Origin of the sequence: Kitasatospora sp. MMS16-BH015, assembly GCF_002943525.1 — a bacterium.
Taxonomy (GTDB): Bacteria; Actinomycetota; Actinomycetes; order Streptomycetales; family Streptomycetaceae; genus Kitasatospora.
Genome location: NZ_CP025394.1, coordinates 7,624,202 through 7,647,456, shown reverse-complemented (window position 1 = coordinate 7,647,456; position 23,255 = coordinate 7,624,202). Strand labels below are relative to the sequence as shown.

Below are 23,255 nucleotides of genomic sequence, written 5' to 3'. Positions count from 1 at the left end.
GGCTCAGGCTCCCTTCTGCGGGACGAGCTGGAGGTAGACGCCGGTGATGGCGACGTTGACCAGGAAGAGCAGCAGGAAGGTGATCACCACCGACTGGTTCACCGCGTCGCCCACCCCCTTCGGGCCGCCGCGCGGGTTGAGGCCGCGGTAGGCGGCCACGATGCCCGCGATGAAGCCGAAGACCAGCGCCTTGAACTCGCTCACGTACAGGTCGGGCAGCTGGGCCAGGGCGGAGAAGCTGGACAGGTAGGCGCCCGGAGTGCCGTGCTGGAGCACGATGTTGAAGAAGTAGCCGCCGAGGGTGCCGACCACTGACACCAGGCCGTTCAGCAGCACGGCCACCAGCATGGTGGCCAGCACCCTCGGCACCACGAGCCGCTGGATCGGCGAGACGCCCATCACCGCCATCGCGTCCAGCTCCTCGCGGATCTTCCGGGAGCCGAGGTCGGCGCAGATCGCCGAGCCCCCCGCCCCCGCGATCAGCAGCGCCACGATCAGCGGGCTGGCCTGCTGGATCACGGCCAGCACGCTCGCCCCACCGGTGAACGACTGTGCACCCAACTGCTGGGCCAGTGAGCCCACTTGCAGTGCGATCACGGCGCCGAACGGGATCGAGACCAGGGCGGCGGGCAGGATGGTCACACTGGCCACGAACCAGAACTGCTCGATCAACTCGCGCCACTGGAACGGCCGCCGGAAGGTGTCCCGCACGGTGGTGGCGGCGAGCTGGAAGAGCCGGCCGGTCTGCCGCAGCGCACCGAGCCCGGGGAAGCCCGGCCGGTACGGGCGCCCCACCGGCTTGGCCGGCCGGTCGGCTGCCGGGGCGCTCACGCCGGGCCGCCCTGGCTCGGGGCCAGCCCGGTGCGGACGGCCTCCCGGGCGGCGGGCGGCAGCTGGTCCCACATCGAGAGCACCCGGGCCCGGCGCCGGTCGACGGCGGCGCGCGGGCCAAGGCCCGGCGAGGGCTCCAGCTGCGGCACCAGCGGCCCGGGCGGGCCGGCCTCCCAGCCCGCCTCCTGGGCGAGTTGGGCCTCGTCCTTCTCCTCGGACATCCCGATCGGCCCGGCCCGGCGGCCGGTCAGGAACTGCCGCACCACCGGCTCCTCACTGGTCAGCAGCAGCTCGCGCGGCCCGAAGGCGACCAGCTCGCGCCGGAACAGCATGCCCATGTTGTCGGGCACGGTGGCGGCGATGTCCAGGTTGTGGGTGACGATCAGCATGGTGGCGTCGATCTGGGTGTTGAGGTCGATCAGCAGCTGGGAGAGGTAGGAGGTGCGCACCGGGTCGAGGCCGGAGTCAGGCTCGTCGCAGAGGATGATCTGCGGGTCCAGCACCAACGCCCGTGCCAGCCCGGCCCGTTTGCGCATCCCGCCGGAGATCTCCCCGGGCAGCTTGCCCTCGGCGCCGATCAGGCCGACCATCTCGATCCGCTCCAGCACGATCCGGCGGATCTCGCTCTCCTTCTTCTTGGTGTGCTCGCGCAGCGGGAAGGCGATGTTGTCGTAGAGCGTCATCGAGCCGAAGAGCGCGCCGTCCTGGAACATCAGGCCGAACAGCTTGCGAGCCTCGTAGACGTCCCGCTCGGGGCTGTTGACCATGTCGACGCCGTTCACCAGCACCCGCCCGCGCTCGGGCTTGAGCAGGCCGATCACGGATTTGAGGAAGACGGTCTTGCCGGTCCCGGAAGGGCCGAGCATGACGCTGACCTCACCGGCGGGCAGCGTGAGGGTCACGTCCTGCCAGACGGTCTGTTCGCCGAAGGACTTGGTCAGACCTTCCACGATCACTTCGATGCCCATGACACCTCCCGGAGTCGAGGTCGTTTGGCGCTCAGCAGTCGTTCGGCGCTCGACCGTCGTGCGGCGCTCGGCACGTCGCACGGCGCTCAGCGGCTGGTCCGCGCTCAGCGGTGGCGCGGCGGGTCGGGGACGACGATCTCGGGCTCGCAGCCGTTGGGTTGGTCGCTCGCGGGGGTGCAGAGCGGACCCTGCATCAGGTTGAGCGAGTTGCCCGGCCCCGAGACGGCGGCGGTGAAGAGGTTGTCGAAGCTCTCGCCGTGGCTGCCGCAGCCGGTGAACGCCGGGATGAACAGGTCGGTCTGGGAGAGCGGCCCGCCGGTCTGGATCGTGTAGTCGGGCTTGCCGTCACCGCCACCGGGCAGGTAGTCGTCCTGCCGCCCGTGCAGCACCAGGTCCACCGGCTGGGCCGTGTGGCAGGTCGGGCCGACGTCCAGCGGCACGCCGTTGACCTTGACGTCGAAGATCCGGATCGACTGGTAGCCGCCGATGGTGGAGAGCACCGGCTGGTTCCAGTTGGTGTTGCCGACCGTCACGATGGTGAGCAGGCCGAGCGAGGTGAACTCCATCTTCGCCGTGGTCGGCACGAAGCCGTAGGTGAGGAAGGTCGAATCGGCCACCGGCAGGTGCATCTCGCCCAGCGAATCGGCCTCGTTGTACAGCACCGGCGGCTGCCAGGAGACCACGAACCGCCGGGTCATGTTGACGGACACCAGGGTCGGCTGCCGGGCCGGGTCGTTGATCAGGGTGGCCTGGCCGAGCTTGGCCACGTTGGCGAAGCCGTCGGCGTAGGCGCAGGCCGGGTTCGGCGGGAACTCCACCCCCGCCGGGGGGATGACGTGCACGCCGTGGCCGACCGGCACCGGCGGCAGCCGGGCAGGGTCGAGGACGCCGGTCGGCACGGGCGGGCAGGTGTCGACACCGGAGTGGTACGCGGGCCGCACCGAGATCACCGGGGCACCGGGCCGGCCGGGCGCGGAGCTGGTCGGCTTGCCGCTGCTCGCCAGTGGCTTGCTGCCGCTCGCAGAGGAACTGGCGCTCGGGCCAGCCGAGTTGATCCCGCTCCCGGACCCGCCCGGTGCGGCGGATCCGGAGGCGGTACCGGTCGGGGTGGCGCCGGTCGAAGCGGTGCTGCTCGGCGATCCTCCGGCACTTCCCGAAGCAGTGGCCCCCGGGGTGCCCGGTGCGGCCGAGGCTCCCACCGCGACGGTGCCCAACTGCCCCTGCTGGCCCGCCGCGAGGGTGCAGGAGACGGCCAGCCGGCCCGGGCCGGCCGCCGCGTGCAGGGTCAGCGCCGTACCGCCGGGGCTGCCACTCGGGCCGCCGCTCGGCGTGGCCGCCGGGGAGGGGCTCGCGGGGACGGTCTGCAGCGGGCTGAGGTCGAGCGAGAGGGTGCCGGCCGTGAACACGACCGCACCGGGCGCCGAGACGGTGACCGGCGCGACCGGCCCGGTGAAGGTCAGCAGGCCGTTACCGCTGCCGGGCAGCGGTGTCACCGTGGCCGTCAGCCCCGACCAGTCGGTGGCGAGCGAGCTGCCGCCCGAGCTGATGGTGGCCGCCAGGCTCGCCGTCCCGCTCACCCCGACCGTGCCGCTCGGCAGCACCCCGGCCGGTAGCGGCACCCGCACCGTCAACTGGCCCGGCTGGAAGGCGACTCCGGCGGTGGCCGAGGCGGGGTAGCCCTGCCTCAGCTCCACTGTGACGGGCCGACTGCCCCCAGGGATGCCGCAGTCGTACGCCAGCGGCAGCTCCGCGGCCTGCCCGCCCGAGGCCGGCTCGGTGCCGGGCAGCAGCCCGGCCAGCAACCCGGCGGCGGCCACCGCCGCCAGGCGCGCAGCGCGCCGGGTCGGCTCACCCCTCATGCCCGTGCCCCTCTCCTGGCAGCAACTGCACGGCCTCAGGCCGGAATTCGTTCGGGACGCAGGACACTACGGTCCGGTAACAAGCAGCGACAAGTGATCGCACACAGGAAAGTTCCCGATCTCGTGCCGACGGACAAATATTGTCAACGGATGACAACTGCCAACCCCCGCTTTGTCATTCGGTGCGCGACGCTCCGGACACGGCAGGGCCCACCACTCCCGGAAGGAGACGGGGGCGGTGGGCCCGTTGAGCACCGGCCGGGTGGAGGACCGACCGGAATCAGCCGTACCGGATCAGGGCTGGGTGATGGTCTGCGCCCCGGCCAGCACGTAGTTGGCGGTGTAGTTGCCCGCGTCGCCACTGTTGAGCAGACCGAGGCAGCTGCCGGACACGTTGTAGGCGTGCAGGTTGCCGCCGCTGAGGCTCAGCGTGTGGGTGGAGTTGTTGTACGTCCCGTTGAGGGTGGCGGTGCTGGTGCTGGTCGCGCCGGCGAAGTCGGCGGTGCAGCCGGCGCCGCTGATGTGGGCCTTCACGCCGGTGATGTTGCCGGTGGTGACACCGGTGGTGGCGTTGTAGCTCACCGCGTTCAGCGACCAGGGCAGGCCCTGCGCCGTCACCGCGAAGGTGATGCCCAGCGGGCCGGTGCAGCTCGTCCAACTCACCGAGGTGATGGAGGATATGCCGGTGCCGTTCAGGCCGGAGCCGCTGCCGAGGGTGCCCGCGGCACTGGAGGATGCACAGCTCAGCTGGGTGCCGGTGGCGGTGTCGACCAGCTTCGGCGAGGTCGCCTTCGCCGTCCACGCCCCACCGGGGGTGGCGGTCCAGGTGCCGGCGGCCGTGGCCGAAGCGGTCATGCCGAGGGCCGCAGTGAGCGCGGCGGCGGCAACCATGGAGGTCTTGGTCAGCTTGCGCACGTCTGATCCTTTCTCGGAGTTCGCGGGCCGGATTCACCGGAATTACGGTGTGACGCACCGCGGGAATCCGACGACGGCCCGCTACCTGGGACGTTGCACCGATACGACTCGGCCGCCGTCATGGTTCTGGACGTTACGCACGGGTAACTGAGGGCGCAACACTCCGGTCCGAGATTCCCGACATCGACTTACCGGCGGGTATTTTTTTATCTCCCAAGCAACAGAACGCAGTTCGCCTTTATAAGGAAATGAGCACCCCCACCGCGCACGGACCACCTGGACCGGCCAGCCCCACCCCCGGCCGTTCGGACCCGGAGGGCTGCCCTCGGGGGCCACCGACCTGACCCGGCGGAAGTTTCCGTGCGCGGAGGGTGCACCGATCGCTCCCGGTGGTCTATCTTTCACGATGCCGCCGAGAGAGTTTGTACGCTACGCGACCAGCTGGGGGCCGAAAGCATGACCGTGGCGAGACAACCCCCGGAGCGCACCGAGCCGCTGGGGCCGATCCCGCGTGAGCTGGCCGCCGTCATGCGGCCCGAACTGCCGAGCCTGCTCAAGGAGATGGCCTCCGAGATCGTGGCCGCCATCCCCGAGTACGGCGAGCTCCTGGAGGGGCCCAACGCCCGGGTCATCTGGGTCGGCATCGAGCAGAACATCGCCACCTTCGTCGACCAGATCGCCGCCCCGGCCGCCACCACCTCCTTACGCGACGAGATCTGCCGCCGCTTCGGCCGGTTCGAGGCCTACGAGGGGCGCAGCCTGGACATGCTCCAGGCCGCCTACCGGATCGGCTGCCAGGTGGCGCTGCGCCGGGTGCGCACCGTCGGCAAGCGGTACAACCTCTCGGTCACCGTGATGCTCGCCTTCGCCGACGCGCTCTTCGCCTACATGGGCGACATCGCCGAACTCTCCCGCGAGGGCTACCAGCAGGCGATGACCGAGCTCGGCGAGGAGCCCGACAACCGCCGCCGCCGGCTGCTGCGCCGGATCCTCGGCGGCACCACCGTCGCCCGGGGCGCACTCAACGAGCTTGCCGAGCACGCCGGTTGGCCGCTCCCGCAGGAGGTGACCATGGTCGCGTTACGCAGCCCCGGGCTGCCCGCCCGCGCGGCCCTGGACCGGGACGTGCTGGTGGACTTCGGCGAGCCCGACCCGCACCTGCTGATCCCCGGCCGGCTCGACGAGGAGCGGCGCACCGCCCTGGAGCACGCGCTGGCCGGCTGCCGGGCCGCCCTCGGCCCGACCACCTCGCTGGACGAGGCGGCCGACTCGCTGCGCTGGGCCCGGCACACCCTGGTGCTGGCCGAGAACGGCGTGATCGCCGACCGCCCGCTCACCCGCAGCGAGGACCACCTGCTCCCGCTCTGGCTGCTCGGCGACCCGGGCCTGATCCGCCAGCTCGCCGCCCGCCACCTCAGCCCGCTCGCCAACCTCACCCCGGCCCAGCGCCACCGCCTGATCGACACCCTGCGCACCTGGCTCACCACCCGCGGCACGGCCGCGCAGATGGCCGAGGCGCTCGGCGTGCACCCGCAGACCGTCCGCTACCGGATGCGCCTGCTCGACCGCGCCTTCGGCGCCCAACTCAGCGACCCCGAAGGCCGGTTCGCCATCGAGGTGGCGCTGCGGGCGCTCCAGCTGGAGGCCACCCGCAGGCGCTGACAATGGATCTGACGGAGCATCAGTAACCGACGTAGGGCTTGCCCTGGCTGACGGCCTTCACGCCCGGCACGTTGTCGATCGAGCCGTAGGTGCTCAGCGCGTACCGGGTGCCCGCGATGATGTTGTCCACGGGGTTGTAGATGTCCCCGTGACCCGGGAGGGTGTGCTCCTGGAAGGTCGAGTCGATGGTCTGCATCAGGCCCTTGGACGGGTGGCCGGCCTTGGCGTTGCTGTCCCAGTTGTTGATCGCCCGCGGGTTGCCGCCGGACTCGTGCTCGATCATCAGCAGCACGCCCTCGGCGTTGAGCCGGTCGGCCGGCACGCCGTTGGCCTTGAGGATGTCGAAGGCCTGGTTAATCCAGGCCATCACCTGCTCGCGGTTGGCGTACTCGCCCTTGGGCAGCGGCGCGTGCGAGCCGCCGCCGCCGCTGCTGCCACCGCCGGTCGGGTGCTGCGGGGGCGGCGGCACGGGGTGGTGACCACCGCCGGAACCACTGCCACCGCCAGAACCACTGCCACCGCCACTACCAGTGCCAGTGCCGCCGGTGGGGTGCTTGGGCGGCGGCACGCTGCCGCCGCTGCCACCACCGGGCAGGCCGGCCGTCACCCCGGCCTCGGCCTCGCGGTAGTTCTCGGCGCACTTGGCGATCCCGGCCGCGTCCTGGTGCAGCGAGCCGGCCAGCTCGCCGGCCTTGCCCTCGGCGTCCTTGACCACCTTCTCCACCGCGACCACCAGCTCGGCCGCGACCAGCCCCCGGCTGAGCAGCGTGGTCAGCTCGGCCTTGCCGAACTCCCCCAGCAGCGCCCGCACCCGCTGAGCCACCTGCTCCAGCTTGGCCGCCTCGGCCTCCCACTGCCGCGCCAGCTGGTCGAGCTGGTCCGGCGAGACCCGGTAGTGCTCAGCCATCTCGTCCCCCGTCGTTCCCCGTCGTTCCCGTGCCGTCCGCCGGCCCCGCCGCGCCCGGCGCCGTACCCGCTGCGCCGGAGCAGGCCGCTAGAGCAGGCCACCCGCCACCACCACGCCGCCCGCCGCACCGGCGGCGGCATCCAACTCCCGTACCAGCGCACGGAGATCCTGCACCCGCTGGTCCGCATGCCGGTGGAAAGCATCGGCCGCGCCGCCCTCCCAGTGCACCGAATCCTTGGTCCGCTCCAGCTCCTGCGCGAGGTCGCCGACCTGTCCGGCCAGCGCCGCCAGCTCGGCCTGGATGTGCGCCAACGGCGCGTCCCCGACGAACCCGACGAGGCCCTTCGCGATGTCCCCCAGCCCGCTCACACCCGACCGCCCCCACTCCGTCCAGCCGACCGTCTGCTGACGATCCGTCGGCCCGGTGAGGCTACTGCGCCCCCCGACCAGGACGCAATCGGAGCTTCACACCACCGGACCAGCCAAGACCTCCCCCTGCGCCGCCCACTCCGGGCCCACCCCACCAGGCTCACCGCGGACCCCCGGTAGGCTGCGGACTGCCCCGTCCGACCAGGCAGGACGCCACCCGGACCCCGAAACGCGCGAGGAGTACCCCTTGGCCGCCGCCCCCCAGCCCCCGGTGCCGCCGAACCGGCCGATCACGGTCGTCGGGGTGGGCGCCGACGGCTGGCCCGGCCTGGCCGAGACCGCCCGCGCGGCGCTGCGCGAGGCCGGGGTGGTGCTCGGCGGGCCGCGTCAGCTTGACCTGCTGCCCGCCGAGGTGACGGCGGAGCGGGTGGCCTGGCCCTCGCCGCTCCGCCCGGCCGTGCCCGGGCTGCTGGCCGAGTACGGCGGGCGCGGGCTGGCGGTGCTGGCCAGCGGCGACCCGATGTTCTACGGCATCGGCCGCGCGCTGGCCGAGACCGTCGGGCCCGCGGCGCTGCGGGTGCTGCCGCACCCCTCCTCGGTGAGCCTGGCCTGCGCCCGGCTCGGCTGGCCGCTGGAGGACACCGAGGTGGTCAGCCTGGTCGGCCGCCCCCTCGACTCGCTCACCCTCGCCCTGCACCCCGGCCGCCGCCTGCTGGTGCTGAGCGCCGACGCGAGCACCCCGGCCGCCGTGGCCGCCCTGCTCGGCGAGCGCGGCTACGGCCCCAGCCCGCTGCGCCTGCTCGAACAGCTCGGCGGTCCGGCCGAACGCACCCTGACCGGCACCGCCGAGGCCTGGCCGCACCCGGTCGGCGACCCGCTCAACCTGCTGGCCGTCGAGTGCACGGCCACCCCCGACGCCCCCCGGCTGCCGCTGGTGCCGGGCCTGCCGGACGAGGCGTACGAATCCGACGGGCAGCTGACCAAGCGGCACGTCCGCGCCGCCACCCTGGCCACCCTCGCGCCCCGGCCCGGCGAGCTGCTCTGGGACGTGGGCGGCGGTTCGGGCAGCATCGCGATCGAGTGGCTGCGCGCCCACCGCGGCTGCCGGGCCGTCACCGTGGAGCGCGACCCCGTCCGGGCCGAACGGATCGCCCGCAACGCCGCCGCCCTCGGCGTCCCGCGGCTGCGCGTGGTCACCGGCCCGGCCCCGCAGTCCCTGGCCGGTCTGCCCACCCCGGACGCCGTCTTCGTCGGCGGTGGCCTCACCGCCCCCGGCTTGCTCGACGCCTGCTGGGCCGCCCTGCCGGCGGGCGGACGGCTGGTGGCCAACACCGTGACCCTCGAATCCGAGGCCCTGCTCACCGACTGGTACCGCCGCCACGGCGGCGAACTGCTGCGCCTGGCCGTGGCCCACGCCGTCCCGGTCGGCGGCTTCACCGGCTGGAAGCAGGCCATGCCGGTCACCCAGTGGTCGGTCGTCAAGCCCGCCTGACCGGTGCCCGGGCCGAGGGCGGCGTCGGTGCGGTCACCGAGCCCGACCGGCCAACCGGCCAACCAACCGACCGACCGACCGGCCACCGCACCAGCGGTCGCCGCTCCAGCGGGTCGACGGCCGAGCCAGCGCCGCCACCACCCGGGCCGCGCGCAGGCCCGAGCCGACCCGTCCGGTGACCAAGCCCACGTCCACCACCTGACCCGGCATCGGTAGGTTGATCACACCGAAGCCCACCGCCACCTCACCCAGGAGTCCCCCGCGTGACCGTCCACTTCATCGGAGCCGGGCCCGGCGCCGCCGACCTGATCACGCTGCGCGGCCAGCGCATCCTCGCGGCGAGCGGCGTCTGCCTCTACGCGGGCAGCCTGGTGCCGCGCGAACTCCTCGACGAGTGCCCGCCCGGGGCCCGGCTGGTCGACACCTCCAAACTCGACCTGGACCAGATCGTCGCCGAGATCGTCCGGGCGCACGAGGAGGGCCAGGACGTGGCCCGCCTGCACTCGGGCGACCCGTCCGTGTTCAGCGCCGTCGCCGAGCAGATGCGGCGCCTCGACGCGGCGGGCATCCCGTACGAGGTCGTCCCCGGCGTGCCCGCCTTCGCGGCGGCGGCAGCCGCCCTCAAGCGCGAGCTCACCGTCCCGACGGTCGGCCAGACGGTGATCCTGACCCGGGTCGCCCGCCAGGCCACCCCGATGCCACCCGGCGAGGACCTGGCGACCCTCGGCCGCAGCGGCGCCCTGCTGGTGCTCCACCTGGCGACCCGCTACGTGGACAGCGTGGTCGAGGAGCTGCTGCCGCACTACGGCGCCGACTGCCCGGCCGCCGTGGTCGCGATGGCCAGCCGCCCGGAGGAGCTGATCCTGCGCGGCACCCTCGCCGACATCGCCGCCCAGGTGCACGAGGCCGGCCTGATCCGCACCGCCGTCATCATCGTCGGCCGCACCCTGGCCGCCGACGAGTTCCGCGACAGCCACCTCTACTCCCCCGAGCGCGACCGCCACTCTTGCGAGTGACCGTCCGCACCACCGGTGCGGTCTCAGCCGGCCCGGCCGACGATGGTGCCCGCGCGGTCGATGCAGATCACGTCCACCGCGACCGGCGAACCCCGCAGCACGCCGAGCGCCGTCTGCCGGGCGGCCTCGGCGACCAGGTCGCCGAGCGGCACACCGGCCGCCCGGCAGAGCTGCACCGCCTGGAGCCCGGTGTTGGCCTGCGCCACCGCCTCGGCCAGCTCCTCGTCGGCGCCGCCGAGGCGGGCCAGCCCGGCCAGGTAGCCCTTGTCCACCTGGGATCGGGCCGAGTGCAGGTCGAGGTGGCCGGCGGCCAGTTTGGAGAGCTTGGCGAAGCCGCCGGCGATGGTCAGCCGCTCCACCGGGTGCCGCTTGAGGTACTTGAGCACGGCCCCGGCGAAGTCGCCCATGTCCAGCAGCGCGTCCTCGGGCAGGCCGTGCACGGCCACCGCGACCTTCTCGCTGGTCGAGCCGGTGCAGCCGGCCACGTGGGTGCGGCCGGCCGCCCGAGCCACGTCCACCCCGCGCCGGATCGAGTCGATCCAGGCCGAGCAGGAGTACGGCACCACGATGCCGGTGGTGCCGAGGATCGACAGCCCGCCCAGGATGCCCAGCCGGGGGTTCCAGGTGGAGCGGGCGATCTCCTCGCCACCGTCCACCGAGACGGTCACCTCCACGTCCCCGCTCACCCCGTGCGCGGCGGCGATCTCCGCCACCGCGTCCCGGATCATCTGCCGGGGCACCGGGTTGATCGCTGGCTCCCCGACGGCCAGCGGCAGCCCCGCCTTGGTCACCGTGCCCACCCCGGGCCCGGCCCGGAAGACCACCCCGCTGCCGGGCGCCCCGGCCCGGACGGTCGAGCGGATCAGCGCGCCGTGCGTCACGTCCGGGTCGTCCCCGGCGTCCTTGACCACCCCGGCCATCGCCTGCCCCGCCGCCAACTCCTCGACGGCCAGCGCGAACTCCGGCGTCTGCCCCTTCGGCAGGGTGATCCGCACCGGATCGGGGAACTCCCCGCCGAGCAGCGCCGTGTACGCGGCCGCGGTGGCCGCCGTCGCACAGGCCCCGGTGGTCCACCCGTGCCGCAGCCCGCTGCTCCGCAGCTGCCCGGCCCGCCCACCGACCGCCGAGGCTCCACCGACCGCCGGTGCTCCACCGGCCACCGACGCTTCATCGACCGCCGGTGCGCCGCCATCCGTCGATCCGGTACCGCCGGAGCCGCCCGCCACCTCAACCACGAAGTTCCCCTGGAGTCCTGATGTCCGTTCCCGCCGCCGACAGCCGCCCGCCGGCCACCGCACATGCGCCCGCGCCCGCGCCCGCACCCGCACTGCCGAGCGCGCCCGGGCCGGGCCCGCGCCGCCACGTGCTCGTGCTGGGCGGCACCACGGAGGGCCGCCGCCTCGCGGCCGAACTGGTCGCCGACCCGGCGCTGCGGGTGACGAGTTCGCTGGCCGGCCGGGTCGCCGAGCCCCGGCTGCCGGCCGGGGAGGTGCGGATCGGCGGCTTCGGCGGGGCGGCCGGTCTCGCCGCCTGGCTGCGCGAGCAGCACGTGGATGCCCTCATCGACGCCACCCATCCCTTCGCGGAGACCATGAGCCGGAACGCGGCCCTGGCGGCCGCCGAAGTCCATGTTCCCCTGCTCGCCCTGCGTCGTCCCAGCTGGGTGCCGGTTCCGGGCGACCGCTGGCACTCGGTCGGTTCCCTGGCCGAGGCCGCCGAGCTGCTGCCGGGCCTCGGCGAGCGGATCTTCCTCACCACCGGCCGCCAGGGCCTGGCCGCCTTCGCCCACCTCGACGCCCTGCACTTCCTGGCCCGCTCGGTGGACGCCCCCGAGGCGCCGCTCCCGGCCCGCCTCGAGGTGCTGCTCGACCGGGGCCCGTTCACCCTGGACGGCGAGCGCGCCGTGCTGCGCGAGCACCGGATCGAGGTGCTGGTCACCAAGGACAGCGGCGGCGCCGCGACCGCCCCCAAGCTGACCGCCGCCCGCGAGCTCGGCCTCCCGGTCGTGGTGGTCCGCCGCCCCACCCCGCCCCCGGGCGTGCCCGAGGCCCCGGACGTCCCCGCCGCCGTCCACTGGCTCACCACCCTCTGACCTCACCCGAAACCCCCTCCCACCTGCGGAGCTTGACTTCTCTCCACTGCGGAATGAACATTCGTTCCGTGACTCCGAAAGCCGTGACCCCGAAAGTCGGGGCATCGAAGGCCGAGCCCCCGCCCGGCCGCCGGGCCGACCTCGCCCAGCACCTGATCGACACCGCGATCAGCCTCTTCGCCGAGCGCACCTACGAGGGCACCCAGATGCCCGCCGTGGCCCAGCGCGCCCAGGTCGGGGTCGGCACCATCTACCGGTACTTCCCGAGCAAGGAGGCGCTGGGCAACGCCGCCTTCCGGTACGCCAAGCGCGGCCTGCTCGACGAGTACCTGGCCGCGCTCGCCGAGGGCGGCGCGGCCGGCTCCGCCCGCGAGGAGTTCGGCCGGCTCTGGCGCGCCTCCGTCCGGTACGCGACCGCGCACCACGACGCCTTCGTCTTCCTGGAACACCAGCAGCACGACACCTTCCTCGACCCGGCCAGCCAGGCCCTGGCCGGCGAGATCGACGCCTTCGCCGCCGACTTCATCTCCCGGGGCCAGCAGTCCGGCGAACTCCGCGAGGGCGAGCCGCAGTTGCTGATCTCCCTGGTCCTCGGCGCCTTCGCCGGCCTGCTCAAGCACCTGCGCCCGGCCGGCCTCGGCGCGCTCTCCCCCGCAGAACTCGCCCGGGCCGAACAGGCCGTCTGGGCCCTCCTCCACCGAGAGGCACGCACATGACCACGCCCAAGCCCACCGCCCCGCTCGCCGTGCTGATCACCGGCTGCTCCTCCGGCATGGGCCGCCACACCGCCCTCGCCCTGCACCGGCTGGGCCACCACGTGTACGCCACCGCCCGCCGCCCCGAGACGCTGGCCGACCTGGCCGCCGAGGGCCTCACCGTGCTGGCGCTCGACGTGACCGACGAGACCTCGATGGCCGAGGCCGTGGCCCGGGTCGAGCAGGACCACGGCGCGGTCGGGCTGCTGGTCAACAACGCCGGGTTCGGCCTCTACCTCCCGGTCGAGTCGGCCACCACCGAGGAGATCCGTTCGCAGTTCGAGACCAACGTCTTCGGCCTGGTGCGGATGACCCAGCTGGTGCTGCCCGGCATGCGCAGGGCCGGGCGCGGCCGGATCGTCAACATCTCCTCGATGGGCGGCCGCTTCTCCCCGCCCGGTGGCGCCTTCTACCACGGCACCAAGCACGCCGTAGAGGCGATCAGCGACGCGCTCCGGCTGGAGGTGGCCCCCTTCGGCGTCGAGGTCGTGGTGGTCCAACCCGGGCCCACCATCACCGAGTTCGCCGGTACCGCGATCGACACCCTGCAGGCCGCTCCGGCCCAGGAGGACCCGTACGGCCGGTTCCGCTCCGACCTGGCCACCATGTACGGCAAGGCGTTCAGCCGCTCGCGCGGCGCCGTGCCGGCCGAGGCGGCCACCAAGGTGATCGTCCGGGCCGCCACCACGCCCCGCCCGCGCGCCCGCTACGCGATCGGCACCATGGCCCGCTCCACCATGATCGCCCGTCGGCTGCTGCCGGACGCCGCCTTCGACGCGCTGATGCGCGCCAACTTCCCGGTGCCCTCACCCCGTTGAGTCGATCTCACCGTCGGCAGGGGTGAATCCCGCCCGGCGGGGAAGGTTCCGGTGCGTCCGACCCCGGCCTCTGGAGCGTGCCATGACCCCGTCCTCCCGCACCGAACCCACCCACCGGGTGGTGCTCTCGGGCGCCACCCGGATCCACCTGGTCGAGCAGGGCAGCGGCCCGCTGGTACTGCTCGTGCACGGCTTCCCGGAGTCCTGGTACTCCTGGCGCCACCAGCTGCCCGCCCTCGCCGAGGCGGGCTACCGGGCCGTCGCGATCGACGTGCGGGGGTACGGCCGCTCCTCCCACCCGACCGAGCTCGAGGCCTACCGGATCGGGGAGTTGGCGGCCGACTGCGCGGCGGTGGTCCGGGCCCTGGGCGCGGAGGAGGCCGTGATCATCGGCCACGACTGGGGCTCGCCGATCGCCACCGCCGCCGCCCTCACCGAGCCGGAACTGTTCCGGGCGGTCGCCCTGCTCAGCGTCCCGTACGCGCCGCCCGGGCCGGCCAGGCTGACCGAGGCGCTGGCCCCGCTCGCGGGCGAGCACGAGTTCTACCTCTCCTACTTCCAGGAGCCCGGCCGGGCCGAGCGCGAGATCGAGCCGGACATGCGCGGCTGGCTCGCGGGGGCGTACCACGCGCTGGCCGCCGAGGGCATGAGCACCGGGAAGGACCCGTTCGCCATCCCGCGCGGAGCCAGGATGCGCGACGGCTTCCCCACCGGCCCGCGCCCCGACTGGCTCACCGAGGACGATCTCGACTTCCTGGCCGCCGAGTTCGAGCGCACCGGCCTGACCGGCGGCCTCAACCGCTACCGCTGCATGGACCGGGACGGCGAGGACCTGCTGCCCCACCACGGCGCCCCGCTGCCCCAGCCCTCGCTCTTCATCGGCGGCACCCACGACGCCCCCACCCGGTGGTTCGCCGAGCTCATCGCCGACCTGGGCAGCACCATGCCCGGCCTGCTCGGCACCCACATCCTCGAGGGCTGCGGCCACTGGATCCAGCAGGAACGCCCCAAGGAGACCAACCAGCTCCTGCTCGACTGGCTGGCCCAGCTCGACGGCTGAGCCTCAACTCCCCGCCGTGGCCGCCGGGCCGCGGCGCTCCTGCAGCCAACGGTCGCTCAGCTGTGCCCAGACGCCCTGGTACTGCTCGAAGAGCGGCCGCAGCTGATCGTGCGTGAGCTCGCCGGCGGGCGTCGAGACCACCAGGTACTCGAGCTCGTCGGCGAGCCGCTGGAAGCGGTACTGCGTCTCCTCCATCAACACCCAGCGTGCCCGCCAGTTGAAGAAGCCCTCCACCGCTCCGAGCAGGGTCACCACCGCGACCAGCGCGAAGGCCAGCCCGGCCCAGAAGTCGAGGTTCTGCAGGCCGAGGATCACCGTGGAGGCGGCGGAGAGCCCGAGGGTCACCAGCTTCAACACCGAGGAGGCGCCACGGAAGCGCCGCTTCCTGGCCCGGGCGTACGCGTTGCCCTCCCGGATCTTCGCCAGCAGGTGCCCGGCCGTCTCCACCGGCCCCAACCCCACGCCCAACGGCTCCCCGCTGCCCATCCCCGCCCCCTCCTCCGCGGTGCCCAGCGCACCCGGCGCCAGGCTCTCACACCACGGGGATCATGCGATCATCGACCGGTGCACCTGCCCACCCTGCTGGCCGCGATCGAGCGCGGCGACGACCCGGCCGTCCTGGAGGGCCTCTACGAAGCCGACCTCACCGGACCGGACGGGCTCACCCTGCTGGCCGCCGCCGCGTACGCCGGGCGAGCCGAGGTGGTCGACCACCTGGTGGTCTACGGCGCCGACGTGACCACGCCCTGGCCCGGTGGCATCGATCCGGTGGACTGGGCGGCCGGGCACGGCGCCTACTGGGTGCTCCACGCCCTGCTCTCCGGCCACCGCGACCCGCTCGCCGCCGACAGCCCGCACCGCCGGGCCCTGCGCGTCGCCGAAGCCGCCCTGGCCGCCGAGCCGCCGCAGACTCCCGCCCCGCCGCCCGCCCTCCGGGGCGTCATCGGCCAGCTGGAGACCGCCCTCGGCATCCACCGCTCCCCGGACGAACTGCTGGCCCGCGCCCTGGTGCACGCCCGGCCCGAGCACGAGGACTGGTTCGACTCGCTCTGCCAGCTCGGCCGCCGGGTCAACACCGACCCGGGCCTCTTCGCCTGGGCCCGCGAGCTGATCCTGGAGCAACGCTCCCCGGCCCACCGCCGGTTCGGCCTGGACACCCTCAACTTCCTGAGCTTCGGGCTCGGTTCGCCCGAGGAGGAGGAACTGGCCGACGAGCACGGCGTCCTGCCGTACGCCGGGGAGGCCGCCGACCTGCTCCGGCCGATCCTGGCCACCGAGCAGGACCCGCTGCCTGCGCCCGGCCTACGCCGCCTTCCTCTCCTTCTGCCCGGACGCCGAACGCCTCCCCACCCACCTGGCGCACCTCGACCACCCGGACCCGATCCTCCGGCAGCAGGTGGCCCTGGGCCTCGGGCACCCCCGGCCGGAGGCCGAGCGGCTCCCGGAGGTCCTGGCCGCGGTGCTCCGCCTCGCCGAGGACCCGGAGCCGCGCATCCGCGCCACCGCCCTCTCCGCCTTCCTGCTCTCCCCGCTCGACACCCCCGCCCTGCGCACCACCCTGGTGGCCCATCTCGCCGACCCGGACCACGACGCCCGCCGCGAGGCCGCCGGAGCCCTGGTGCTGCGCGGGGACGAGCGGGGCCGCCCGGTGCTGGACGGGATCCGTGCCGCCCGCAAGAACCTCTACAGCCGGGACGCCGGCTGGCTCGACACCTTCGACCACCTGCTGCGCAGCCGCCGCGCCTGAGCCCACGGCGCCGACACACAGCCTCCGCGCCTGCCCCCTCACTCGTCCCAACTCGCCAGGAAGGCCCGGATCGACCGGGTCCTCGGGTGGTCGGGCTCCAGCACCCGGACGGCGTCGGCCAGCAGCTCCCGGGCCGCCGCCCGGGCGGCGGCCGGATCGCCCCGGGCGGCCGAGGCGTGGGCGAGGTGGAGGCGGGTGGCGAGGGTGTGCGGGTGGTCCGGGCCGAGGGTGCGACTGCGGCTCCCGGCCAGGTCGGCCAACTCGGCCTCGGCCTCATCGGGTTGGCCGGTCTGCAGGGCGAACCAGGCCCAGGCGCCCCGGACGGCCATGGTGTGCGGGTCGTCGCGGCCGAGCGCCGCCGTGGCGTCCGTCATCAGCACGGACAACTCCGTCTGGGCGGCCATGAGTTCACCGGACCGGCCCCGGCTCCAGGCCAGACCCCGCCGGGTGGCCAGGGTCTGGGCGTGCCGGCTGCCGAGCACCCGCTCGCGGTCAGCGACCAGGGCCCGCAGCAGCCGGACGGCCTCGGCCGGCTCTCCCGTCTCACCGAGGTAGTAGGCGAGTTGGTGGCGGGCGGCGAGGGTGTCGGCGTGGTCGGCGCCGAGGGCCCGGCCACTGTCGGCCACCAGGGCGGCGAACAGCGGCACCGCCTCTGCCGCCCGCCCGGATTCGGCGGTGAAGTAGGCCAGTTGGTGCCGGGCCGCCAGGGTGTCGGGGTGGTCCGGGCCCAGCTCGGCGGCCCGGGCGGCCAGGATCGGGGCCAGCTGCGCCACCGCCCGGGAGGGGTGGCCGGAGTCGCCGAGCACCAGCGCCAGCGCGTAGCCCGCTCCGGGCACCGCACCCTCCCGGGCCCGCCCGAGCGCGAGCGCGGCCCGGGCCAGCCGGGAGTCCCGGTGGGCCACCAGGCCCAGGTCGTAGCAGTCGGCCGGGCCGGCCAGCCGGAGCAGGCCCTCCCACAGGTGGTCGGGCACCGGCCGCAGCCCGGGGCGGTCCAGCAGGTAGTCGAAGGCCGTCCACCCGGTGGCGGGGCTGCCGGCCAGCAGGCTGCTGGTCGCGTGCGCGGGCTGACCGGCCCAGGCGAGCGCCGCCTCCAGCGGCTCCGGCTTGAGGTCCTCGCCACCCCGCGCGGCCAGGTACGGCAGGTGCAGCTCGGCCAGCCACTCCTGCGGCAGCGCCCGCCGCAGCCCGAGCCGCCGGCAGTCCACGGCCGCCGCCACCAGGGCCGCCCCGCGCGGGTTGGCGCCGGGCGCCCAGGCGTCCCGCCAGGAGTCGAGCAGAGCGGGGCCGGAGGCCAGCACCTCGGCCACCCCGTACCGGGCGCTGCCGCGCAGCGCCCGCTCGATCCGCGGGTCCGCGGCCCGCAGCCGGGCCCGCTCGCACTCGGGGCCGGACCAGCGCCTGGTCACCCGCACCACCCGGGCGGCCCGGATCACCCCGCGCTCGGTCCGCCACAGGTCCCGGTCGGAGCCGGTCAGCCGGCTCTCCTCCCGGGCGTCGTACCGCCGGTGCTCCTCGGCCCGCATGGTGGCCACCACCAGCACCCGGCCCGGCCGCGCCGCGAACAGGGCGCCCAGCATCGCCTCGGTGAGGCCGGCCGCGCCGAGGTAGCACTCGAGGTCGTCCAGCCAGAGCAGCGCCGGCCGCCGGCCCCGCGCGACCCGCCGCAGCGCCGCCGGGAGGTCGGCCCGGTCCAGCGGCCGGACGAACCGGTGCTCGGGGCAGAGCTCGCGCACCGTCTCGTAGGCGAGCCTGGTCTTGCCCGCCGCCGACTCGCCCACCAGCAGCACGAACCGGCTGGTCCGCAGCAGCTCGCGCAGCTCCGGCGCCACGTCCCGGGCGATGTACGCGGGCGCGCCCTCGGCCGACCACTCGGCCGGGTGCACGCCCACCGCCACCGGGTCGGTCAGCTGCCGCACCAGCGGCACCCGCCGGCCGCTCGACCGGCGGCCCGGGGCGGAGTGGTCGGGTGCGCGCCGACCGCCCTCGGCCACCCGGTCGGCGGCGAAGCCGAGCACCGAGGCCAGCGCGCCGATGCCCACCGCCGGAGCACCCGAGAGCCACACCTGGGAGACGGCCGCAGCCGCCGCGCCGACCCCCAGCACGCCCAGGTAGGCCAGCCACCCCCGTCTGTCCGGCATCCACCAACCCCCACGCGAACAAGGCCACTTGGGTCCATTCTCGCGTGCGGACGGCGCGCCCCGCACTACCCGCGCAGCACCCGACCGGCCGCCGACCTGTTCACAACCGGGCGGCCCAGGCCAGCAGCGACCGGGCGATCAACCCGCTGCTCGCCACGGCCAGCACGGCCAGCACCACCATCTCCGGCCAGGCGGCCCCGAAGCCCAGTAGGGCCGAATCCCGCAGGCAGCCGACCAGGTAGGTGACCGGGTCCGCCCAGGAGAGCGCCCGCAGCACGGGGGCCATCCGGTCGGCCGGGTAGAAGGAGGGGGCCGCGAAGAGCAGCACCGGCGCCAGCACGTTGATGGTCACGGTGAACCGCTGGAAGTCGGTGAACAGCGTGGCCAGCAGCAGGTAGAGGCCGTTACAGGCGAAGGAGGCCAGCAGTGTGCCGCAGAGCAGCGCCGCCCAGTGCGCGGCGGGCCACCGGAAGTCGAAGACGAGCAGTGCCACGACCAGGGCCGCCAGGGTCTGGGCGAGCACCAGTGCCGTCCCGGCGGCCAGCTTGGCGAACACGTAGCTGCTGCGCCGCAGCGGGTACGACCAGAGCTCCAACTCCATCTGGCCGAGCTTCTCCTGGAAGAGCGAGGTGCCGGCCGTGGTGGCCGCCGAGAGCATCGCGGAGAGCAGCAGCGCGGGCACGGTGAACTCGGCGTACCCGAAATTCCGTCCCCGGTAATGCACTTGGCCGATCAGATGGGAGAGCGAGGTGGCGAAGAGCAGCAGGTAGACGGCGCTGGGGGTGACGGCCAGCAGCAGGTTGGTCCGGTTGCGGGTGAGCAGGAAGTACTCGCGGTACAGGGTGGCGATCGCGTCCTGCCGCCAGCGGCCCCGGGGGGCCGGTGCGGCGGCCAGCACGGCGGCCGGGCCCTCGGCCCCGGCGGTGGCGGGGCCCTCGGCCCCGGCGGTGGCGGGGCCGGTCGGGGTTTCAGTGGTCACGGCGGCGCTCCACGAGATCGACGAAGGCGTCCTCCAGCGACGGGGCGCGGAAGTCCACGGAGGTCACGGCCCGGCCCTCGGCCCGGTGCCGGTCCAGCAGGGCGGGCAGCCGGTCGCGCACCCCGGCGCCGGTGAGCTCCACCAGGCCGCCGGCCACCACCGCCCGCAGCCCGGCCCGCCGGGACTGCTCCACCAGCGGCTCGACCCCGGCGGGCTCGGCCGGCTGCACCAGGGCCACCGGCGAGCCGTACCGTTCGGCCAGCTCGCGCGGGCCGCCCTGGGCCAGGATCCGGCCCCGGTCGACGATCAGCACCCGGCCGCAGTTGCGCTCCAGCTCCTCCACGTAGTGGCTGGTCCAGAGCACGGTGGTGCCGTGCCTCCCCCGCAACTCCCGGAGCAGGCCCCAGAGCTGCCGCCGTCCGCCGACGTCCATCCCGGCCGAGGGCTCGTCGAGCAGCAGCAGCCGGGGGCGGCCGAGCAGGGCGCGGATGATCTGCAGCCGCCGACGCTCGCCGCCGGAGAGGGTGAAGACCAGCTGGCCGGCGCTGCCGCCCAGCCCGAGCAGATCGAGCAACTCCTTGACAGTGGAACGGACTTCACGCCAGCCGAGGTCCTTGAACGCGGCGGCGATCCGCAGGTTGTCCTCGACGGTGAGCATCATGTCGAACGGGCCGGCCTGGTGCATCACCCCGATCTCCCGCTTGGCACCGCTGCCGTTCACCGGCTCGGCGCCGAACACGGTGACCCGGCCCGCCGTGGGCGTGGTGACGCCACAGAGCAGCTTGGTGAGCGTGGTCTTGCCCGCGCCGTTGGGCCCGAGCAATCCGACCACCTCGCCCGCGGCCAGCTCGAAGCTCATCCCGTCCACCGCGTTGCGGGTCATCTCCGGGTAGCTCTTGACCAGGCCCTCGACCCGCACGGCGGCCGTCATGCCCCCACCCCCGCGGCCGTCCGGGCCGCCCGCACCCGCTCCTCGACGAAGGCCAGCGTCCGTTCCGGCGAGGGCGGGTCGAGCGGTGAGCCGTACCCGATGTGGAAGTCGGCCGCGCTCGGCGGCAGCATCCGCGCCCCGGAGCCGGCGTAGCCGAAGGCGTACCCGACCAGCAGGTCGAGGTCCCGGCTCCCGGCCGCGCCGAGCAGCGCGTCCAACTCCCCGGCCGGCAGGGCGCCGTACGGGGTGACGGCGATCACCGGCCGCCCGGGCCGCCGGGGCGGGGTGGCGGGCCCGGGGGTGCGGATCAGGGTCACGCCCCGCCCGTGGACGGGGAAGGCGGCGAGATCGGCCGTCCGCACCGGCACCGGGCCGTGGCACTCCGGCACCACACCGAGGTACTGCTCCGGGCCGACCGGCGGGTCGAGCAGCGGGAGGTTGTCCCCCAGCGTCAGCAGCGCGGCGCCGGTGGCCCGGACCACCCGGTGGGCGATCAGCCTGCCGCCGAGCACAGCCATGACCACGTCCCCGGGCACCACCTCACCGAACGGCCGGGCCACCAGGGTGACCACGGTGCCCGGCGCGATCGCGGGCAGCATGCTCCGGCCGGTCGTCCGCACCTTCGCCCGCCCCACCGAGGCCAACGCTCTACGCAGCAGGGCGACTTCCGCACTCGCCTCAGTCATCCGCCGCACCCGCCGCCCCGGCCGACTCCACCGGCTCCACCACCAGCAGCTCCTGGGCCAGCAGCCGGTCCACGAACTCCCGTACGTCCTTGGCGATCAGCGCGTGCTGCGCGGCGTCCTCGGCGCCGTGCCGCCGGCTCAGCTCGGCCGCCGCCTCGGTCACCGAGCCGCTCTCGGCCTGCTGGAGCCAGATCTCGGCGGCGGTGCGGTTGAGGGTGTGGAACTCCCCGCTGCGGGCGGAGTAGAGCCGCACCTCCTGGTCCGAGGGGATCCAGACCACCTCGGGGTCGATCAGGTAGCGCATCGGGGTCCTCTCAGTCGGCGAGCGGCAGCAGGCGGCGGGCGGTCTTCCAGTCCTGGTACACCGGGTGCTCGGAGTCGTCCCGCACCAGGTAGGGGCGGAACAACTCCTCCCGGCCGGCCTTGAGTTCGGGCCCGGTGACGCCGGTGGCGTCCCACATGCCCGCCACCATCGACTGGCGCAGGATGCGGCAGAGGTGGCGCCCGTTCCGCTTCAGGTCGCCGGTCTCCGCCAGGTGGTAGGCGCGGCAGCCACCCCCGCAGGCACCCCGGATGTAGCACCGGCGGCAGTCCTGGAGGTTGTCCCCGGCGAAGACGCTGTTGCTCCGCAGGTCGGCCAGCACGGGGGCGGCGAAGATCTCCGCCAGCCGCTGCCTGCGCAGGTTGCCCGCGATGTGCTTCTGCTCGGTGACCAGCTTGCAGGGGTAGACCGTGCCGAGCGAGTTGACGTAGATCTCGGTGCCGCCCATCCCGCAATTGCCCTTGACCGAGCAGGGCTTGGCCGCCTTCGGCCCCTCGGGCAGCAGCTTGTCGGCGATCGGGTGGGTCCAGACGAAGTCCAGCACCTTCTGGTAGTCCGCCCAGCCGTAGTCGAACTGGTCGCTCGCCCCGCGCCCCAGGTCCGAGTGGTTCATCAGCCGTACCTTGCGGATCTCCAATCCCGAGACGAAGTCGGCCAGTTGGTCCAGCACCTGGACGGAGTCCGGAGTCACCACGTGGTTGATCACCGGCGAGACGCCGGCCTGGTTCAGCAGCCGCAGCGCCTGCGCCGTCTTGGCGAAGGTGCCCTCGCCCCGGGTCCGTTCGTGGGTCTCCACGGTGCCGCCGTCCAGGCTGACGGTGACCAGGTTGAAGATCTCGGCCATCTCCCGCGCCGTCTCCAGGCGGCGGATGGTGGTGCCGTTGGTGATGATGTTGGCCGCCAGTCCGCGCTCCCGGGCGTGCCGGGCCACCGCGAACAGGTCCTTGCGGAGCATCGGCTCGCCACCGGTGAAGACCATCGTCCGGGCACCCATCTCCGCGGCCTGATCGACCAGGTCGAGCGATTCGGCGGTGGTCAGCTCGCCGGGCAGCGGCTTCTCCGAGGAGGCGTAGCAGTACGGGCAGCGCAGGTTGCAGCCGTCGGTGATCGCGTAGTACACCATCGAGAGCGCCGGCTCGGGCGCCCGCACCACGGGCCGCCGGCCGGGCAGGTAGACCAGCCAGTTCAACACCAGCTTGGCCAGGGTCCGTTCGGCCGCCCCGGTGTCCTCCGTCGGCCGGCCCGCAGCCCGGTCGGGGCCGGACAGGGCCCGGAGCACCGCCGCCTCGGGCTCGCTCAGCAAGCACCAGGCGGCCAGCTCGGGGTTGGTGACCAGGCGGTCCGCACCGTTCCTGAAGTAGACCAGATCCTCGGGGACGATCAACTCGCCCCAGAGTTCGAGCAGTTTCATCCGACACCTCGTCCGTCAGGAGGAGTCGGTGCCCGGCCGCACACGGTCGGGCACCGACCGGGTCAGACAACCAGGCGCAGCGGACGGCTCACTGACTTGCCGTCAGCAGCAGCCCGAATGCATCAGACGCCCGACTGGCCGGAGCCGGCGCCCGAAAGCGCGCCGCAGCCGCAGCTGCAGTCCATCTCGGCCTCGAACTCGGCCGATTCGATCTCCGGCTTGACCCAGGAGAGCTCGTCCATGGTTCTCATCCCTTCTGTCGGTGACCGCCTGATCCGGACCGGACGTCCATCTCAG

The 23,255-nt window shown here is 74.0% G+C and carries 24 protein-coding genes; 8 read left to right on the top strand and 16 right to left on the bottom strand.

Translation table 11 applies throughout. From position 1 onward, the window contains the following. Positions 1–3: 3 nt before the first annotated feature. The 4 genes from CFP65_RS32780 to CFP65_RS32765 all read right to left on the bottom strand — a co-directional run bounded on the left by CFP65_RS32780 (position 4) and on the right by CFP65_RS32765 (position 4,573). Positions 4–795, bottom strand: coding sequence for an ABC transporter permease (locus CFP65_RS32780; RefSeq protein WP_104821293.1), 792 nt, complete (start codon positions 793–795; stop codon positions 4–6). A 32-nt stretch (positions 796–827) separates the two neighbouring features. Next, positions 828–1,799 carry an ABC transporter ATP-binding protein gene (locus tag CFP65_RS32775; protein WP_104819582.1) on the bottom strand — a complete coding sequence of 324 codons (972 nt, stop codon included), beginning with the start codon at positions 1,797–1,799 and terminating at the stop codon, positions 828–830. Positions 1,800–1,903: 104 nt separating this feature from the next. Further along, a complete protein-coding gene (locus CFP65_RS32770) occupies positions 1,904–3,658 on the bottom strand; it encodes a DUF6801 domain-containing protein (RefSeq protein ID WP_104819581.1) in 1,755 nt (584 codons plus the stop codon). A gap of 294 nt (positions 3,659–3,952) precedes the next feature. Next, positions 3,953–4,573, bottom strand: coding sequence for a hypothetical protein (locus CFP65_RS32765; protein WP_104819580.1), 621 nt, complete (start codon positions 4,571–4,573; stop codon positions 3,953–3,955). A 456-nt stretch (positions 4,574–5,029) separates the two neighbouring features. Between CFP65_RS32765 and CFP65_RS32760 the strand changes: the two genes are divergently transcribed. After that, positions 5,030–6,235, top strand: coding sequence for a CdaR family transcriptional regulator (locus CFP65_RS32760; RefSeq protein WP_104819579.1), 1,206 nt, complete (start codon positions 5,030–5,032; stop codon positions 6,233–6,235). Positions 6,236–6,254: 19 nt separating this feature from the next. Here the strand turns inward: CFP65_RS32760 and CFP65_RS41465 are convergent, their stop codons facing one another. Then, positions 6,255–7,142, bottom strand: coding sequence for a transglycosylase SLT domain-containing protein (locus CFP65_RS41465; protein WP_104819578.1), 888 nt, complete (start codon positions 7,140–7,142; stop codon positions 6,255–6,257). Positions 7,143–7,229: 87 nt separating this feature from the next. Further along, entirely contained in the window at positions 7,230–7,511 is a 282-nt protein-coding gene (locus CFP65_RS32750; protein ID WP_104819577.1) for a hypothetical protein, read from the bottom strand. 247 nt (positions 7,512–7,758) lie between these two features. Here CFP65_RS32750 and cbiE point away from each other — a divergent pair, with 247 nt between their 5' ends. Then, positions 7,759–9,003 carry a precorrin-6y C5,15-methyltransferase (decarboxylating) subunit CbiE gene (gene cbiE / locus CFP65_RS32745; protein ID WP_104819576.1) on the top strand — a complete coding sequence of 415 codons (1,245 nt, stop codon included), beginning with the start codon at positions 7,759–7,761 and terminating at the stop codon, positions 9,001–9,003. 263 nt (positions 9,004–9,266) lie between these two features. Next, a complete protein-coding gene (gene cobM / locus CFP65_RS32735; protein WP_104819574.1) occupies positions 9,267–10,019 on the top strand; it encodes a precorrin-4 C(11)-methyltransferase in 753 nt (250 codons plus the stop codon). 23 nt (positions 10,020–10,042) lie between these two features. Here cobM and CFP65_RS32730 read toward each other — a convergent pair whose 3' ends face one another. Then, on the bottom strand, positions 10,043–11,179 hold the full coding sequence (locus tag CFP65_RS32730; protein WP_104819573.1) for a cobalt-precorrin-5B (C(1))-methyltransferase: 1,137 nt from the start codon (positions 11,177–11,179) through the stop codon (positions 10,043–10,045). 95 nt (positions 11,180–11,274) lie between these two features. Between CFP65_RS32730 and CFP65_RS32725 the strand changes: the two genes are divergently transcribed. The 4 genes from CFP65_RS32725 (at position 11,275) to CFP65_RS32710 (ending at position 14,744) form a co-directional block, all read left to right on the top strand. After that, positions 11,275–12,111, top strand: coding sequence for a cobalt-precorrin-6A reductase (locus CFP65_RS32725; RefSeq protein ID WP_104819572.1), 837 nt, complete (start codon positions 11,275–11,277; stop codon positions 12,109–12,111). A 68-nt stretch (positions 12,112–12,179) separates the two neighbouring features. Continuing rightward, complete coding sequence (locus CFP65_RS32720; RefSeq protein WP_158702473.1) at positions 12,180–12,827, top strand: TetR/AcrR family transcriptional regulator; 648 nt, start codon at positions 12,180–12,182, stop codon at positions 12,825–12,827. Further along, entirely contained in the window at positions 12,824–13,684 is an 861-nt protein-coding gene (locus CFP65_RS32715) for an oxidoreductase (RefSeq protein WP_104819570.1), read from the top strand. The genes CFP65_RS32720 and CFP65_RS32715 overlap by 4 nt, the downstream gene beginning before the upstream one ends. Positions 13,685–13,766: 82 nt before the next feature. Next, positions 13,767–14,744, top strand: coding sequence for an alpha/beta fold hydrolase (locus CFP65_RS32710; RefSeq protein ID WP_104819569.1), 978 nt, complete (start codon positions 13,767–13,769; stop codon positions 14,742–14,744). A 3-nt stretch (positions 14,745–14,747) separates the two neighbouring features. Here the strand turns inward: CFP65_RS32710 and CFP65_RS32705 are convergent, their stop codons facing one another. Both CFP65_RS32705 and CFP65_RS32700 read right to left on the bottom strand, forming a co-directional pair. After that, the gene (locus CFP65_RS32705) at positions 14,748–15,230 is read right to left on the bottom strand and encodes a DUF4231 domain-containing protein (protein ID WP_104819568.1); all 483 of its coding nucleotides are present in this window, start codon (positions 15,228–15,230) and stop codon (positions 14,748–14,750) included. Between the two features lie 60 nt (positions 15,231–15,290). Beyond that, positions 15,291–15,866 (bottom strand): hypothetical protein, encoded by a 576-nt coding sequence (locus tag CFP65_RS32700; RefSeq protein WP_158702472.1) that lies wholly within the window; start codon positions 15,864–15,866, stop codon positions 15,291–15,293. A 169-nt stretch (positions 15,867–16,035) separates the two neighbouring features. Between CFP65_RS32700 and CFP65_RS32695 the strand changes: the two genes are divergently transcribed. After that, positions 16,036–16,491: a HEAT repeat domain-containing protein gene (locus tag CFP65_RS32695; RefSeq protein ID WP_104819566.1), complete on the top strand. Its 456-nt coding sequence runs from the start codon at positions 16,036–16,038 to the stop codon at positions 16,489–16,491. Between the two features lie 38 nt (positions 16,492–16,529). Here the strand turns inward: CFP65_RS32695 and CFP65_RS42240 are convergent, their stop codons facing one another. From CFP65_RS42240 to stsA, 7 genes are all read right to left on the bottom strand, one after another. Beyond that, entirely contained in the window at positions 16,530–18,629 is a 2,100-nt protein-coding gene (locus CFP65_RS42240) for a tetratricopeptide repeat protein (RefSeq protein ID WP_104819565.1), read from the bottom strand. 100 nt (positions 18,630–18,729) lie between these two features. After that, positions 18,730–19,608: an ABC transporter permease gene (locus CFP65_RS32685; protein WP_254552692.1), complete on the bottom strand. Its 879-nt coding sequence runs from the start codon at positions 19,606–19,608 to the stop codon at positions 18,730–18,732. Then, entirely contained in the window at positions 19,598–20,539 is a 942-nt protein-coding gene (locus CFP65_RS32680) for an ABC transporter ATP-binding protein (RefSeq protein WP_254552691.1), read from the bottom strand. Before CFP65_RS32680 ends, CFP65_RS32685 begins: the two co-directional genes overlap by 11 nt. Then, entirely contained in the window at positions 20,536–21,225 is a 690-nt protein-coding gene (locus CFP65_RS32675; RefSeq protein WP_158702471.1) for a S24/S26 family peptidase, read from the bottom strand. The genes CFP65_RS32680 and CFP65_RS32675 overlap by 4 nt, the downstream gene beginning before the upstream one ends. After that, positions 21,218–21,529: a PqqD family protein gene (locus CFP65_RS32670; protein ID WP_104819563.1), complete on the bottom strand. Its 312-nt coding sequence runs from the start codon at positions 21,527–21,529 to the stop codon at positions 21,218–21,220. The genes CFP65_RS32675 and CFP65_RS32670 overlap by 8 nt, the downstream gene beginning before the upstream one ends. 10 nt (positions 21,530–21,539) lie before the next feature. Continuing rightward, positions 21,540–22,958: a StsB family radical SAM/SPASM domain sactipeptide maturase gene (gene stsB, locus CFP65_RS32665; protein WP_104819562.1), complete on the bottom strand. Its 1,419-nt coding sequence runs from the start codon at positions 22,956–22,958 to the stop codon at positions 21,540–21,542. Between the two features lie 122 nt (positions 22,959–23,080). Next, the gene (stsA, locus tag CFP65_RS42650; protein ID WP_371682485.1) at positions 23,081–23,200 is read right to left on the bottom strand and encodes a StsA family sactipeptide RiPP; all 120 of its coding nucleotides are present in this window, start codon (positions 23,198–23,200) and stop codon (positions 23,081–23,083) included. Between the last annotated feature and the right edge of the window lie 55 nt (positions 23,201–23,255).

Bases quoted from the DNA above. Each gene is read 5' to 3' on its own strand.
- CFP65_RS32775 (WP_104819582.1), bottom strand. From the start codon at position 1,799: ATGGGCATCGAAGTGATCGTGGAAGGTCTGACCAAGTCCTTCGGCGAA.
- CFP65_RS32770 (WP_104819581.1), bottom strand. From the start codon at position 3,658: ATGAGGGGTGAGCCGACCCGGCGCGCTGCGCGCCTGGCGGCGGTGGCC.
- CFP65_RS32760 (WP_104819579.1), top strand. From the start codon at position 5,030: ATGACCGTGGCGAGACAACCCCCGGAGCGCACCGAGCCGCTGGGGCCG.
- CFP65_RS41465 (WP_104819578.1), bottom strand. From the start codon at position 7,142: ATGGCTGAGCACTACCGGGTCTCGCCGGACCAGCTCGACCAGCTGGCG.
- CFP65_RS32725 (WP_104819572.1), top strand. From the start codon at position 11,275: ATGTCCGTTCCCGCCGCCGACAGCCGCCCGCCGGCCACCGCACATGCG.
- CFP65_RS32715 (WP_104819570.1), top strand. From the start codon at position 12,824: ATGACCACGCCCAAGCCCACCGCCCCGCTCGCCGTGCTGATCACCGGC.
- CFP65_RS32710 (WP_104819569.1), top strand. From the start codon at position 13,767: ATGACCCCGTCCTCCCGCACCGAACCCACCCACCGGGTGGTGCTCTCG.
- CFP65_RS32705 (WP_104819568.1), bottom strand. From the start codon at position 15,230: ATGGGCAGCGGGGAGCCGTTGGGCGTGGGGTTGGGGCCGGTGGAGACG.
- CFP65_RS42240 (WP_104819565.1), bottom strand. From the start codon at position 18,629: ATGCCGGACAGACGGGGGTGGCTGGCCTACCTGGGCGTGCTGGGGGTC.
- CFP65_RS32680 (WP_254552691.1), bottom strand. From the start codon at position 20,539: ATGACGGCCGCCGTGCGGGTCGAGGGCCTGGTCAAGAGCTACCCGGAG.
- CFP65_RS32675 (WP_158702471.1), bottom strand. From the start codon at position 21,225: ATGACTGAGGCGAGTGCGGAAGTCGCCCTGCTGCGTAGAGCGTTGGCC.
- CFP65_RS32670 (WP_104819563.1), bottom strand. From the start codon at position 21,529: ATGCGCTACCTGATCGACCCCGAGGTGGTCTGGATCCCCTCGGACCAG.
- stsB (WP_104819562.1), bottom strand. From the start codon at position 22,958: ATGAAACTGCTCGAACTCTGGGGCGAGTTGATCGTCCCCGAGGATCTG.
- stsA (WP_371682485.1), bottom strand. From the start codon at position 23,200: ATGGACGAGCTCTCCTGGGTCAAGCCGGAGATCGAATCGGCCGAGTTC.